Raw genomic sequence first — 13,990 nt, forward strand, 5'->3', positions numbered from 1 at the left:
AGGAGATCCTTCGCTATGCTCAGGATGACGTACTTTTCTTTATTTAATGGCAGTGCCCTAAAAAAATAAGGTAAACCGAACTATGTGGAAAACAAAGCTTGGACAGTGCATCTACACATCACCGTCAGGTTATAAGGTATATCAGAATCCACTTTATCGTTGGCTAACCTTGGGTAGTAATGCCTTACAAACAGTGATTAATCGTAGAAGGCCACAAAAACCAATATTACATTATCTGCCGGCATTAACTCTTATGGCACGTAAGTATCCGGAGAATTGCTGTTTGTTAGGGCTTGGCGGTGCAGGAATTCCTCACATGCTTGCAGCACTCACACCCCAGCAATTAATCACAGCCGTAGAATACAGTGAAGAAGTAATTCACGTAGCTAAAAATTATTTTATGACAGCTCAGTTGGCAAATCTTAAAATAATTCATAAAAATGCCTGTGACTTTGTTCTGGAGCCACTAACCCAATACAAGCACCTGATTATTGATTTATATGATGCAAATCATTATCCCAAGGAATGCAGTACTGAAGATTTTTTCAAAAACTGCATGAATTGTTTAACCGAAGATGGATTCCTTGCCGTAAATCTGGCAAACCTTAAAGAGCAATGGGCAATAGTCCAGACCATCAAAAAGCACTTCGAAGCAGCTGTAGTTATTCCAATACAACATTGTGCTAACCTGGTACTTATAGCATCCAAAAACAACAATAAAAATTTACTAATAGAACAAATGAATCATACAAGAGAGCTCAAACGTATTTTCTGGACTAACAATTGGGGAACAGTAGCAGAATATTAAATAAACAGCCAAATCGTAGGGCAATGATATTGTAGACTGGCTAAACACAGTGCAGTAAACCAAGTCCCTTCTGCCGGGCTCCGCAAGATCGGCACCAGCCTACCAAATGATTTTTAGAAAAGAATATAGCTCGTATTAGACGAAGTCGCAATACGGGAGTTAGGGATAGAAGCCACGCTACTCCTATATTCAAGAAAACGTTGAATTATAACAAAAGCATCTTCGTCATAATAAAAAACCCAGGATAAGACAAAACATATCCCAGGTTTAATTTAACGTTATATCAATTCATTTCAAAACAGAAATTGCTTAAATTTCCATAAGATCTTTTTCTTTAACAACAAGAAGCGCATCAATTTCAGCGATGTATTTATCAGTAAGCTTTTGAATCACTTCTGCAGCACGGCGCTCATCATCTTCAGAAATGGCTTTCTCTTTGACCAAGTCTTTCAATTGAGAATTAGCATCTCTTCTGATATTACGAATAGACACTCGACCCTGCTCACCTTCATTACGCACTACTTTGATAAGCTCCTTACGTCGCTCTTCAGTTAAAGCAGGCATAGGAACACGAATGGCACTTCCAGCAGTTGAAGGGTTTAATCCCAAATCAGAGGTCAAAATAGCTTTTTCAACAGCAGCTACCATTGATTTTTCCCATGGGGTAACCATAATAGTACGGGAATCACTGGTAGTAACGTTCGCTACCTGACTCAGGGGTGTTAAAGTCCCATAGTAATCAACCTGTACGTGATCCAAAAAACCCGCATTTGCTCTGCCAGTACGGACTTTGGACAAGTCTGTTTGCAAAGACTCTATGGTCTTTTTCATCCGTCTTTCTGAGTCTTGCTTAATTTCATTGATCATTATTTGCTCCAACGATAGTTCCTACTCGCTCTCCTGTAACAATTCGTTTTAATGCATTAGGGGCCGCCATATCAAAAACCTGTAAAGGCATACCTTGATCTTGGCATAAACAAATTGCAGTAGAGTCCATGACTTCCAAACCCTGAGTTAATACTTCTATATAAGATAAGTAATCATATCGGACGGCATCAGGGTTTTTAAGTGGGTCAGCTGAATAAACGCCATCAACTTTAGTTGCTTTTAAAACAATATCCGCGCCTATTTCAATAGCTCTTAAGCATGCAGCAGTATCCGTTGTGAAAAAAGGATTTCCCGTTCCCGCAGCAAAAATGACAACCTGCCCATTACGTAAATGAGTGATAGCCTTACGTCGGTGATAAGAATCAACTACTCCCATCATAGGAATCGCAGACATAATACGCGCTGGTAAGTCAATGCGCTCAAGCGCATCACGAATTGCCAAAGCATTCATTACCGTTGCCAACATTCCCATGTGGTCTCCGGTGACACGCCCTAACCCTGCCTGGGATAGAGCTTTGCCTCGGAATAAATTACCACCGCCAATTACCAGACCTACTTCTACACCCATCTGTATTAATTCAGCAACATCATGAGCCAAAGTATCCAAAACAGAAGGATCAATGCCAAATTGCGACTTGCCCATTAAGGCTTCGCCGCTGAATTTGAGTAGAATACGTTTGTATTTTAATTTTGGGTGACTTTCATTCATCATGAACGAACCTGAGCCATCACTTCTTCAACAAAATTATCTTCTTTCTTTTCGATTCCTTCGCCTACTTCGTAACGAATGAAAGAAACTACTTCAGCATTGTTCTCTTTTAATAACTGACCTACTTTAATATCAGGATTTTTAACATAAGGTTGTCCTAATAAACTTACTTCATCAATAAATTTATTAATACGGCCTTCAATCATTTTGTCAATAATCTCTTGTGGCTTACCACTTTCTTTAGCTTGAGCAGTGAAAATTTCTCTTTCATTTTCAATGGCTTCAGCAGAAACTTGATCACGATTAACAACAATCGGCTTGCTGGCAGCAATATGCATCGCAATGCCTTTCGCCAGTTCTTCTGAACCATTTCTTAGTGCAACCATTACCCCAATTCGTGCACCATGCAGGTAATAACCAATAACACCACCAGTACAATTCATTCGTTCAATACGTCGTAATTTGATGTTTTCACCAATTTTAGCGACTAATTGCTGTCTGGCTTGTTCTACAGTAGAACCAGCAGATAAAGTCAGATCAGACAGTGCAGCAATATCAGTCACTGAACTGTTTAATGCAGCTTGAGCTACTGCGTTTGCGAAATTGGTGAAATTCTCATCACGAGCAACGAAGTCTGTTTCACTATTAATTTCAATCATGACAGCTGATGTTTCATCAGCAGAACGAGCAATAACAACAATACCTTCAGCGGCAACTCTGTCTGCTTTTTTGTCTGCTTTAGCTTGACCTGCTTTACGCATTTCAGTGATTGCCAGCTCTATATCACCGTTAGTAGCGATTAGAAACTTTTTACATTCCATCATGCCTGCACCTGTACGCTCACGCAGTTGCATTACTAATCCAGCACTAATTGTTGACATATTCATTTCTCCACATAACAAAAAGGGGGCTAATTAAAATTAACGCCCCCTTTTAATATAAAATTAATTATTCCCCAGCTTTATCTGCTTCATTAGAACCAGTAGCTACTTCTACAAACTCAGAATCAGATGACATACCACCGACAGTATTACTGTTCTTGCCATCAAGAATAGCATCAGCGACACAACGAACATATATATCTACTGCTCGCATGGAATCATCATTTCCAGGAATAACGTAATCAATGTTGTCTGGGCTGTTGTTCGTATCGACAACACCAATAACAGGAATCTTTAATCGGCGAGCTTCTTCAACAGCAATGTGCTCAAAACCAACGTCAACAACAAACAGAGCATCAGGTAAACCACCCATGTGCTCGATTCCACCTAATCCACGATCCAGTTTTTCAAGTTCACGAGTCAGCATTAAAGCTTCTTTTTTGATCATGTCGTTGAACAAACCTTTTTCTTTCATTTCTTTTAATTCTTTCAATCGGAATATAGACTGACGAACTGTTTTGTAGTTAGTCAGCATACCGCCTAACCAACGATGATCAACATAAGGCATGCCACAACGTTTCGCGTGTTCACGAATACTTTCTTGTGCTGCTCTTTTAGTTCCGACGAATAAGATTTTTGCTTTGTTAGATGCCAGACGACCAACGTAGTTTACAACGTCGTTCAGCATAGGCATTGTTTTTTCCAAGTTTATAATATGGATTTTATTTCTTGATCCGAATATGTATTCACCCATTTTTGGATTCCAGAACCGGGTTCTGTGACCAAAGTGTGCTCCAGCTTCGAGCAGTTCACGCATACTTACATTCATATTTAATCTCCAGGGTTAAGCCTCCACGCCTCCCATACGAAACCCACAAGGGACCCTATCGTACGTGTCGAAACGTGTGTGTATTTAAAGCGCGGTATTTATACCATATTAGTACCAATACAGCAATCATATTAGTTCATTATGTATATTTATCTTATCTTTTTGATCTATACTGCTCGCATCATGGATGATATGACTTAAATATCCCCAAAGGAATATATGTAAAACTAACAAGAGGTAGAGATAATGATTAAGAAATTCATCTGGTTATCAGTATGTGCATTAGCCTTAATAATTGGACAACCATCTTTTGCTTGTCCTGCCGAGAAAAATCCAACAAAACATTGTCATTGCAATGACATTAAAAGCTCTGCGAATCAATTAAATTTAAGTGATGAGCAAAAAGCTAAAATTAAAACAATCAAATCTCAGGCACGAGTCAGCTTCAAGGCAAATCGTGACAAGCTAAAAGCCTTGCGTCAGCAAATTAATACCCTGGCAAGAGCTGAGAAAATTGATGAAGCCAAACTGGATAATTTAATAAGTCAAATAAGTAAAATTAAAAGCGCTCAACTTAAAAATCATATATTAATGCGGCATCAAATATACACTCTTCTTACTGATAAACAAAAACAGCAATATCAAGAAATAATGAAACAACACGAACAAAAACACTCTTGATACCTAGCTGTACAATGATGAGGTTTCAATGAGTATTTGATTTCCAACAGATACCTTTTTACCCAATTTCTACGAATCCCCGTGGCGTGCCCACGGGAGCCACAAAGAAAAAAGCTCATACTGACTTCGTTCCTTCTTGACTATCAACAGATACCCTCCTAGAATCCACTTCTAAATAGCACCAGGGGTGCTGGACTAAATTTTAGTTTGGCTGAGAAAAACCCTTAGTACCTGATCTGGATAATACCTGCGAAGGAAGAGTGAACTATGCATCTATTTAAATATTGTAAATCGTCACATGGTTTAAAGACCCACAAAGGGTTCGTACATGCCTTATTAGCAACAAATAAAACCAAACTACAACTAATTTATCAACACCCATTCAACCAGCAATTATTTGCAGGAACCCTGGAACAAGAAGTATTTGGTCGTTATTTGCGTGACGATTTTTGGTATTTACACGAATTTTCCCTTGCTATTGGCCAAGTAGCAAAGCGTGCCACCACTATCAATCCAGAATTATCCAGACAATTGTCTACTCTGGCTCATGAGGTAATAACAAATGAACAGATCATGCAGTTAAGGTACGCTACTCATTTTAATCATCATACCAAGCATCAAATAGGAGTTACTGTAACAGAATATTCCAAGTACCTGATAGACACCGCCATGCATGCTGAAATACCCCATGCTCTTTGTTCCATCCTGCCCTGCTTCTGGATTTATTATCAGTTAGGAGTAATAAACAGAACGATGCACGGAAAACAGAATCCCTATCATGACTGGATAGCAACTTATTCGAGTCCTGATTTTATAAAAGTTGCTCAAGAACTCGCTATAACAGTACAGTTAATTGCTGATAAATCAGACCAGACCACTCACTTACAAATGACTGAGTTTTTCTCCAAATCTATTGCATTCGAACTCGATTTTTTTAATGAGGTATATCCTGATAAATCTTCAGAAAAACACCCCTGTAATGAGACAAGAAATCATTCATACTGAAAATTAAACAGATAAATCCGCTTCACCTCCCTCATCTCTCCTATTAGCTGCTAAAATTTATAGCAGCTAATTCTATTTCGACGCGAAGGGATAGTAAAGCCGAAGGAAAGTATGATGAGTTTGAATCAGTACAATAAAAAGCGAGATTTTTCAAAAACTGCAGAGCCTAAAGGGACTAGCACCAAAGATCCTCAGTATTTATATGTTATTCAAAAACATGCTGCCAGCCATCTTCATTATGATTTTCGAATTGAACTCGATGGCGTACTAAAAAGCTGGGCAGTTCCTAAAGGCCCTAGCCTGGATCCGGAAGTTAAGCGTCTTGCCATACATGTAGAAGATCATCCAGTAAACTATGGTCGTTTTGAAGGCATCATCCCGAAAGGACAATATGGTGGTGGCACAGTAATGCTTTGGGATAAAGGAACCTGGGAACCTTTGGACAGTGATCCGAAACAGGCCTACCAGAAAGGACATATCCGATTTAATTTACATGCTGAAAAACTAAATGGGCGCTGGGATTTGATTCGCTTTAAAGATGAAAAACATTGGTTCTTAATTAAATTTAAAGATGAGTTTTCCCGACCACAAAAAGATTATGACATCACAACACATTTGGATAAAAGTGTTCTGAGTCATCAAGACATTACAGAAATTGCAAAACACTATGAACGTATTTGGAATAGTGATGAACAAACCAAGGTCTCCCACAAAAAAAAGACGAATAAAAAACCAATCATTTTACTGCCTCAGGGCTTAAAGAAAACTACATATCCTGACTTCATTGCACCAGAACTAGCAATGTTAGTAGATAAAGCTCCGGAAGGTGAGCAATGGCTTCATGAAATCAAATTCGATGGATATCGTGTAATAGCTTACAAACAAGGAACTCATGTTGTGTTAAAGTCTCGCAATAATATAAATTGGACTTTTGATTTCACTTCTGTTGCAGCTGCAGTAAGAGACTTGCCTGTAGATCATCTGATATTAGATGGAGAAGTAGTTGTATTGGATAAACAGGGAAAATCCGATTTCCAATTATTACAAAACGCCATAAAAAATAAAGACGAGTCTACTTTTATATATTACGTTTTTGATCTTCTTTATTATGATCAATACGACTTAAGACAGCTACCACTCTTAGAGCGGAAATCTATTTTACAAAAGGTAATCCAAAACAACTCCCCCTTGATTTATAGTGATCATATTATTAACGATGGGCAAAAAATGTTTGAGCATTCATGCCATATGGGTTTAGAAGGCATTATATCCAAAAGAGCCGACAGCGCTTACAGTTCAAAACGCGGAAAAGATTGGTTAAAAATAAAATGCATAAAACGACAAGAATTTGTTATTGGCGGTTATACCGATCCCCAAGGAAAACGCCAACATTTTGGAGCACTGCTTTTAGGAGTTTATAATAAAGACGGACTATTGGAATATGTTGGAAATGTGGGAACAGGATTTAGTCAGACAGCATTAACTGAAATTCATCAATACCTGCTACAAAATCAAAGTTCATCGAATCCCTTTACCTTAAAACCACCAGGATATTCAAAAATCCATTGGGTTAACCCCCTGCTTGTAGCAGAAGTAGAATTTACTGAATGGACGGATGACGGACATTTAAGACATCCTAGTTTTAAAGGATTACGTCTTGATAAAAAAGCGGAGGATGTTATGCGTGAACAGCCGGCATCTCAAGGAAAAATACAAACAAAACAAGCTCAGGCAAAAAAACACAAAACAAAATTTGTGCTGAGTCACCCCGATAAAATACTGTATCCAGAAGATAAAATCACCAAACAAGAGATACTCGCTTATTATGAACAGATCAGCGATTACATTCTACCTTACGTTTCCTTGAGGCCATTAACATTATTGCGTTGCCCATCAGGCTATAATGATAAATGCTTTTATCAAAGACACTACAATAAAACTACTCCAAACCAGCTCCATTCTATTGAAATTGAACAGGAACAGTACATCTATTTAAATGATAAAGAAGGCCTTTTAAGTCTGGTGCAAATGGGTGTTTTAGAAATTCATCCCTGGGGCTGCACTATTCACAATCTGGAGCATCCCGATATCATTGTTATAGATTTAGATCCAGGTCCAGATGTACCTTGGACTAAAGTAGTGGCAGCCGCCAAGGAAGTCCGTCATCATTTGATGCAATACAAATTACAATCCTTTGTCAAAAGTACTGGAGGTAAAGGATTGCATGTAGTTATCCCCGTCCTGCCAGAAAATGATTGGGAGGAGGTTAAAGAATTTACTCATGTATTTGTCCAGTTTCTCGAAAAATTAAAACCTGATGAATACGCCAGCACCATGTCAAAATCCAAAAGGAACGGTAAGATTTTTATTGATTATTTAAGAAATCAACGGACTGCAACCGCAATAGGCACTTACTCAACCCGCGCCAGAATCCATGCCCCTGTTTCTGCTTCGTTAGCCTGGGAAGAGTTAAGTGGCAAGATTGAGGACAATACCTATACGATTAAAACCCTCCCCCAAAGATTAAACAAATTAAAAGAAGATCCATGGAAGGACTTTTGGGATATCAAACAGTCATTAAGACTGGATGAGTTGGAATAACCTTGCCATGGACACCGCGGTCGATGCCGCGGTGATTCGTTTTCCAGGAAATTGCTAAAATCGAATGATAATCAAAAAAACTTAAAGATCAAAGTCAAAGCAAACAAAGAGATGGAATAGATACAGGTTGACCACAAATCAAACACACGGCATCATGCTTTTCTTTATAAAATCAATATGTATAAAAACACACCTGCTTTTACCAAATTTATCGTAATACTGTAAAATTGACGATAGCAAAGGATATAAAAATGACGAGGCATATTAAAATAATTGGTATAATGATCAGTGAAAAGGATGAACATTTTAAATTATATCAAAAAAATGAACATTGGGACGAAACCCTAAATGGTACCAATATCTTAACAGCAGGCTCGGGGTCTAGTTGGAGTAAAGGGTTAACGAGTATCATGGGTTATTTATCCCTCCCGGTATCAGAACATACTCAATTTATTGTAGTTTATGATGCAGATTGCCCAAATAAAGAACGGAACCTAAAGACAATGCTTGCTGAAATAAATAAAATCAAGCTAAATAACCTATACCCTACTCAGGTGGTTTCTATAGGGCATGAACACACTCAATTACCACAAGAGCTTCTGCAACAATCAGGTGCTATCAAAGAAGTAGCCAAAACAGAGACACCAGATGAAGTGTTACGACAAATTGTAACGAATGAATTAAATAATATTAAACAACAAATTTTGGCCATCGAGAGAACAGAACATCTTCAAAAAAGCATGACAGCTCCCCCAACGATTACTATCCGTATGGATATATTAAGTGGTTTTATTGCTACTGTAGGCATTTCTGCAGTTGCTGTCGCGTTTACCCTGCTGAATGCTGCAATCTTTGGTACCTTCGGTTTGGGAGTAGTTACCGCACTCGCGATTACGGCCACCACACTGTCAGGGATAGGATTTTTTTCTGCATGCTACTTTGATAACAAGATTCAAAATAATGATGATGAATCAAACGAGTATTCAACAAATCTAGCCCGACTCTAAACTCATACAAACACTAGAAATAAGGGGTAAAAATACCTGCCCCTTATGAACATCAAATACCCTTATTAATAAATCAATATAATCAACTTATTATCCAGTACTGTCATCAACAAAGCAGCCTATCTTGAGGCAATCAAAATCCAAAGGAAAAACGGCTACTATTGGTCAATATACAATCAAGCTACTATAATTTTATTATTATCCCCTTAAAGAAGAGTTATATGGCGCAATCAATTTGGAAAGGAGATATTTCCTTTGGTTTAGTCTCAATTCCTGTATATTTAATCTCCACAGAAGAGCATAACGACATTCATTTTCATTTATTGGACTCAAAATCCAAGTCACGTGTACGCTACCAACGAATTAATGAGGATACCGGAAAAGAAGTTCCGTGGACGGATATTGTAAAAGGGTACGAATACGACAAAGGACGTTATATTGTTGTTGATGAAAAAGCGTTTGAGAAAAAAAGTCCCGATTTATTTAAAACAATTGATATTAATGAATTTGTAGATTTTAAAGAAATAGACAGTCTCTACTTTGCCAAACCTTATTATTTAGTCCCTGAAAGTAAAAATAAAAAAGCTTATGTTCTTTTACGAGAAGCACTCAAAAAAACCAATAAAGTAGGTGTTGCTAAAGTAATTATACGTACGAAAGAATCATTGAGCCTGATCATTCCACATGGCCACGCCCTCCTCTTGTATTTGGTGCATTTTAAAGACGAGATTCGCGAAGAAGATGAAGTCAATTTACCCAAAGACCCCATTAAGACTTATAAGGTAAGTGATTCTGAACTTAAAATGGCAGTCAATCTAATAAAAGACATGGCCGCACGATGGGAACCAGAGAAGTATCATAATGACTACCAGGAAACGATGAAAAAATGGCTGGCACAGCAGGCAAAAAAAGAAACAAAAACAGGCTCAAAACTAAAAAAACAAACAGGGAAACCTGCCGGAGCAGTCGTTGATTTTATCTCGTTACTCAAAGAAAGCATGAAAAAATCAAATCAAAAATCAGGACGTAAAGCTCCTGAAATAAAATAATATCTAATCAAACACGTTTACAAAAAACAATTATATACACTTAATTTATTATTTCAGTAACTTATACATAACCCAGATTAAACCAGTATACCCAGGAGTTCGCTGAACCAGGGCTCTGGATACCACTGTCAATCAACGGTAATTCGAAAACAAGGCGCCCACATAATTATTAAGAATAAGCACAGAAATATAAGCAAATTCTAGATACTTAACTTTTTTGTGATATATTCCTATATACATCGAGGTGAACAAGGAATGTTTTTTATTCATCAGACGGGGTTAAAATCCCATGCTTTAATTTGGAGGGACGATGCATTCGATAGAAGTGATATTAATTATGATGCTTGCGGTGATCGCAAGTAGTTATATTGTCAGAATGCTGCCATTTTCACTGCCTGTGCCATTAGTGCAGATAGCATTAGGCATCATGATTGCCTCTATAACAGATCAGGAGGTCACTCTTGACCCTGCTGTTTTCTTTCTCTTGTTTCTTCCACCACTATTGTTTCTCGACGGTTGGCGCATTCCCAAAGAAGGGTTGTTTCGTGACCGAACTATGATTTTGGAACTGGCCTTAGGCTTGGTGTTGCTTACAGTAATCGGCATAGGCTTTTTAATCCATTGGATGATTCCGACAATGTCCTTGCCTGTAGCCTTCGCACTAGCAGCCATCGTGTCACCGACAGATCCCGTGGCAGTCAGTGCCATTGCAGCACGTGTCCCTATCCCCAAGCGTCTCATGCACATCCTTGAAGGAGAATCACTCCTCAATGATGCGACTGGTCTAGTGTGCTTCCGCTTTGCAGTAGCTGCTGCAGTAACAGGGCATTTTTCGCTGACCTCTGCTTCGCTTACGTTCTTGTGGGTAGCTTTCGCTGGACTGGTTATCGGCGTTGTTGTCACCTGGAGTGTCAGTCTGGCGCAGCGCGGTTTATCACTAAAATTTGGCGAAGACAGCGGCTCTCCTATCCTCATCAACCTGTTAATACCATTTGGGGCTTACCTCATTGCAGAAGAAGTACATGCATCAGGTATCCTCGCTGCCGTTTCTGCAGGCATTACCATGAGCTATGTGGAACTCAGTGGGCGTGCCTTGGCGACCACTCGCATCCAAAGAACAACAGTCTGGAATACAGTACAGTTTTCGCTAAATGGTATCGTCTTCGTATTGTTGGGAGAACAATTCCCGGAAATTTGGAGATCGGCAGTTTCCACAGTACAGCAAAGTCACAAAGAAGCAGGATGGCTAATCGCCTATGCATTGGTTATAAACCTGGGTCTCGCAGTATTAAGATTTAGCTGGGTTTGGGTTTCATTCCACTGGGGATTATGGCGAGCAAGAAAGCGAGGAAAAAAGAATCGCGGCTATCCACATTGGCGCTTAGTGGCAGCAACATCACTAGCCGGGGTAAGAGGAGCTATCACATTGGCAGGTATTATGACCTTGCCACTAACCATGCCTGACGGCACGGCATTCCCCGATCGTAATCTGGCGATCTTTTTAGCAATGGCAGTAATTGTACTGTCACTGCTGGCAGCTAGTCTCCTACTTCCCTGGTTACTAAATGGATTGGAATTACCTCTGGATCGCAAGGAAGAGAAAGAAGAGGATCTGGCGCGGTATGAATCAGCAAAAGCAGCATTAATTGCTATTGAGAAGAAGCAGCATGCTCTGGTAACAAAGATGCCCGAAGAAGCAGAGCTTTATGCCCATGCCACTACCAGAGCAATGGCCATGTATCAGCAGCGAGTAGATAATATGAATACCGAAATTGATACCGAACAGTTACAACGAGCAGAGCAAGCAGAGCGCGAATTGTGGCAGGCTGGATTACGCTCAGAACGCGCCCATATTTTTATGATGGCACGTGAGCGCCGGATTTCAGATAAAACAGCACGTCGACTCGTAGGAGAAATTGATCTGATAGAAACTCGTCTCGAAGAACATAGCAGAACACGTTCAACGTAATTGAGAACCTATCGTTGGTGAGAAATGAGTTAGCTTAAGATTTATCTGCCTGACGAGAGCGTAGTTCGTAGCCTGTATTAGTGTAGCGCTGAATAAACCTGGCATTTTATTAAACATCACGATCTGCTACGTATTTGGGCATTGTGATTCTTTACTGTATCATTCCCGCCTAGACGGGAAACCATTTTGCAAGTTACGTCCTTATTTTGCCTGAAGAATGGATCGCCGCCTACGCGGGAACCGGTCAGTTTTTTCAATACCATACCCCATGTTGATTGTGCACAAATAGGCCAGGATTCCTCAGCGCTACGCTAATACAGGGCTACGAATTATTCTTGTCTACAGGGCTAACAGACCATTCAAAATCAGAGTGCCTAAGCGAGTAGCATTAACTTTAGCTTTATTGGTAAGCACTACAACCCCCAATTTTTTTTCAGGAGAAAATCCCATAAATGTATTAAATCCCTGATTTGCCCCATTTTTGGTTATTAAAAGATTAGGCCCCCGTTGAATACGATGCCATCCCAACCCCATGCTAAATTTCGGTTTAACTGTAAAATAAGGTTGTTGAGCCAGTTGCATTGCGGTGAGTAACTGTGGAGACGCATTATTTACCCGGATACCCAGATTAGCTTTCATAAATAAAAGTAAATCTGAAGACGAGGAACGTAACGCCCCTCCTCCCAGAAGATTAGCTGGAACATAATAAGGAGCTTTATTATTGTTAAATCGATACCCTTGAGCTTCACTCGTTTTCAAAGAAGACGGCACACTAAAATAAGTATGACTCATTCCCAATGGCTCAGTAATGATTTGCTGAGTCAAAGTAGCAAGGTTTTTCCCAGTAGCATGCTCCAAAACAAGACCTAAAAAGCCAAAACCAATATTGGAGTATTTATACTGAGTTCCAATGCGTACTGCAGGATGCCATGATTTTAATTGGTTAATAAACCCATTAAGGTCACCAATGGCAACACCGAATTGTTCCATTTGACGAGGAAAGCTTGATGTATGAGTTGCAAGATTACCCGGATTAACCTTATCAATGGGTATGTTTCTTGTATTTTTAAGCTCAGGGATGTATCTTGTCACAGAACCAGACAGCTCCATATTCCCTGTCTGCACCTCATAGGCTAATAGAGTACTAACGAAAATTTTGGTTATTGATGCTAATTCGAAAATCGTGTCTTTAGTGACTGGAGTATGTTGTTTATTCGCAAAACCAAAATTGTAAAAATAATCCTGGCCATTAAAGTAAATCGCAATCGACACGCCGGGAATTTCCTGAGCCGACATAAAAGGTAAAGTAATTGATCGTACTAAGCGATCGACCTTTGTGTTTTCAGCGGATTGGGCAAAAATCGCTGTGTTCATTGCTATACCAACAATAGAACAAACACCAATAATCCAATAGTTTAGTTTCATCAAGATGTTCCTTATCTTAAGTAATCAATACATCCTTCCAGATTTAATCCATACCTACATCCCGCGCCCGAAGCCGTTAAGTACGTCATCCAGAGCATCGCGAAGGATCTTCTGAATCCAGGTCGCTAACTCTTCAAG

General features: G+C 39.3%; 12 protein-coding genes and 1 riboswitch. Of the genes, 7 read left to right on the top strand and 5 right to left on the bottom strand.

Going from position 1 to position 13,990, the window contains the following annotated elements; translation table 11 throughout:
- Nucleotides 1-82: 82 nt before the first annotated feature.
- Nucleotides 83-808, top strand: a complete 726-nt coding sequence (locus tag Q0495_RS00915; protein WP_298622111.1) for a hypothetical protein — start codon at nucleotides 83-85, stop codon at nucleotides 806-808.
- 309 nt (nucleotides 809-1,117) lie between these two features.
- Here the strand turns inward: Q0495_RS00915 and frr are convergent, their stop codons facing one another.
- The 4 genes from frr to rpsB all read right to left on the bottom strand — a co-directional run bounded on the left by frr (nucleotide 1,118) and on the right by rpsB (nucleotide 4,115).
- Nucleotides 1,118-1,675 (bottom strand): ribosome recycling factor, encoded by a 558-nt coding sequence (gene frr / locus Q0495_RS00920; RefSeq protein ID WP_298622113.1) that lies wholly within the window; start codon nucleotides 1,673-1,675, stop codon nucleotides 1,118-1,120.
- Complete coding sequence (pyrH, locus tag Q0495_RS00925; protein WP_298622115.1) at nucleotides 1,665-2,408, bottom strand: UMP kinase; 744 nt, start codon at nucleotides 2,406-2,408, stop codon at nucleotides 1,665-1,667. Before pyrH ends, frr begins: the two co-directional genes overlap by 11 nt.
- On the bottom strand, nucleotides 2,405-3,286 hold the full coding sequence (gene tsf, locus Q0495_RS00930) for a translation elongation factor Ts (RefSeq protein ID WP_298622117.1): 882 nt from the start codon (nucleotides 3,284-3,286) through the stop codon (nucleotides 2,405-2,407). The genes pyrH and tsf overlap by 4 nt, the downstream gene beginning before the upstream one ends.
- A 67-nt stretch (nucleotides 3,287-3,353) precedes the next feature.
- Nucleotides 3,354-4,115 (bottom strand): 30S ribosomal protein S2, encoded by a 762-nt coding sequence (gene rpsB / locus Q0495_RS00935; RefSeq protein WP_298622119.1) that lies wholly within the window; start codon nucleotides 4,113-4,115, stop codon nucleotides 3,354-3,356.
- 246 nt (nucleotides 4,116-4,361) lie between these two features.
- On the opposite strand from rpsB, the gene Q0495_RS00940 reads away from it, so the two are divergent.
- The 6 genes from Q0495_RS00940 (at nucleotide 4,362) to Q0495_RS00965 (ending at nucleotide 12,427) form a co-directional block, all read left to right on the top strand.
- Entirely contained in the window at nucleotides 4,362-4,796 is a 435-nt protein-coding gene (locus Q0495_RS00940; protein ID WP_298622121.1) for a Spy/CpxP family protein refolding chaperone, read from the top strand.
- Nucleotides 4,797-4,969: 173 nt separating this feature from the next.
- Nucleotides 4,970-5,072, top strand: a riboswitch (TPP riboswitch).
- The gene (locus tag Q0495_RS00945) at nucleotides 5,064-5,801 is read left to right on the top strand and encodes a TenA family protein (protein WP_298622123.1); all 738 of its coding nucleotides are present in this window, start codon (nucleotides 5,064-5,066) and stop codon (nucleotides 5,799-5,801) included. It overlaps the preceding riboswitch by 9 nt.
- 111 nt (nucleotides 5,802-5,912) lie before the next feature.
- Nucleotides 5,913-8,402: a DNA ligase D gene (gene ligD / locus Q0495_RS00950; RefSeq protein ID WP_298622125.1), complete on the top strand. Its 2,490-nt coding sequence runs from the start codon at nucleotides 5,913-5,915 to the stop codon at nucleotides 8,400-8,402.
- Between the two features lie 251 nt (nucleotides 8,403-8,653).
- Nucleotides 8,654-9,409 (top strand): hypothetical protein, encoded by a 756-nt coding sequence (locus tag Q0495_RS00955; protein WP_298622127.1) that lies wholly within the window; start codon nucleotides 8,654-8,656, stop codon nucleotides 9,407-9,409.
- A 221-nt stretch (nucleotides 9,410-9,630) separates the two neighbouring features.
- Nucleotides 9,631-10,458 (top strand): Ku protein, encoded by an 828-nt coding sequence (locus Q0495_RS00960; RefSeq protein WP_298622129.1) that lies wholly within the window; start codon nucleotides 9,631-9,633, stop codon nucleotides 10,456-10,458.
- Nucleotides 10,459-10,768: 310 nt separating this feature from the next.
- Nucleotides 10,769-12,427 carry a Na+/H+ antiporter gene (locus Q0495_RS00965; protein WP_298622131.1) on the top strand — a complete coding sequence of 553 codons (1,659 nt, stop codon included), beginning with the start codon at nucleotides 10,769-10,771 and terminating at the stop codon, nucleotides 12,425-12,427.
- A 339-nt stretch (nucleotides 12,428-12,766) separates the two neighbouring features.
- Here the strand turns inward: Q0495_RS00965 and Q0495_RS00970 are convergent, their stop codons facing one another.
- Nucleotides 12,767-13,852: a serine hydrolase gene (locus Q0495_RS00970; protein WP_298622133.1), complete on the bottom strand. Its 1,086-nt coding sequence runs from the start codon at nucleotides 13,850-13,852 to the stop codon at nucleotides 12,767-12,769.
- Between the last annotated feature and the right edge of the window lie 138 nt (nucleotides 13,853-13,990).

It is taken from the genome of uncultured Legionella sp., from assembly GCF_937871865.1.
Taxonomy (GTDB): Bacteria; Pseudomonadota; Gammaproteobacteria; order Legionellales; family Legionellaceae; genus Legionella.

Coding starts and splice junctions, on each gene's coding strand:
- Q0495_RS00940 (WP_298622121.1), top strand. CDS start 4,362: ATGATTAAGAAATTCATCTGGTTATCAGTATGTGCATTAGCCTTAATA.
- ligD (WP_298622125.1), top strand. CDS start 5,913: ATGATGAGTTTGAATCAGTACAATAAAAAGCGAGATTTTTCAAAAACT.
- tsf (WP_298622117.1), bottom strand. CDS start 3,286: ATGTCAACAATTAGTGCTGGATTAGTAATGCAACTGCGTGAGCGTACA.
- pyrH (WP_298622115.1), bottom strand. CDS start 2,408: ATGATGAATGAAAGTCACCCAAAATTAAAATACAAACGTATTCTACTC.
- rpsB (WP_298622119.1), bottom strand. CDS start 4,115: ATGAATGTAAGTATGCGTGAACTGCTCGAAGCTGGAGCACACTTTGGT.
- Q0495_RS00915 (WP_298622111.1), top strand. CDS start 83: ATGTGGAAAACAAAGCTTGGACAGTGCATCTACACATCACCGTCAGGT.
- Q0495_RS00960 (WP_298622129.1), top strand. CDS start 9,631: ATGGCGCAATCAATTTGGAAAGGAGATATTTCCTTTGGTTTAGTCTCA.
- Q0495_RS00945 (WP_298622123.1), top strand. CDS start 5,064: ATGCATCTATTTAAATATTGTAAATCGTCACATGGTTTAAAGACCCAC.
- Q0495_RS00965 (WP_298622131.1), top strand. CDS start 10,769: ATGCATTCGATAGAAGTGATATTAATTATGATGCTTGCGGTGATCGCA.
- Q0495_RS00955 (WP_298622127.1), top strand. CDS start 8,654: ATGACGAGGCATATTAAAATAATTGGTATAATGATCAGTGAAAAGGAT.
- frr (WP_298622113.1), bottom strand. CDS start 1,675: ATGATCAATGAAATTAAGCAAGACTCAGAAAGACGGATGAAAAAGACC.
- Q0495_RS00970 (WP_298622133.1), bottom strand. CDS start 13,852: ATGAAACTAAACTATTGGATTATTGGTGTTTGTTCTATTGTTGGTATA.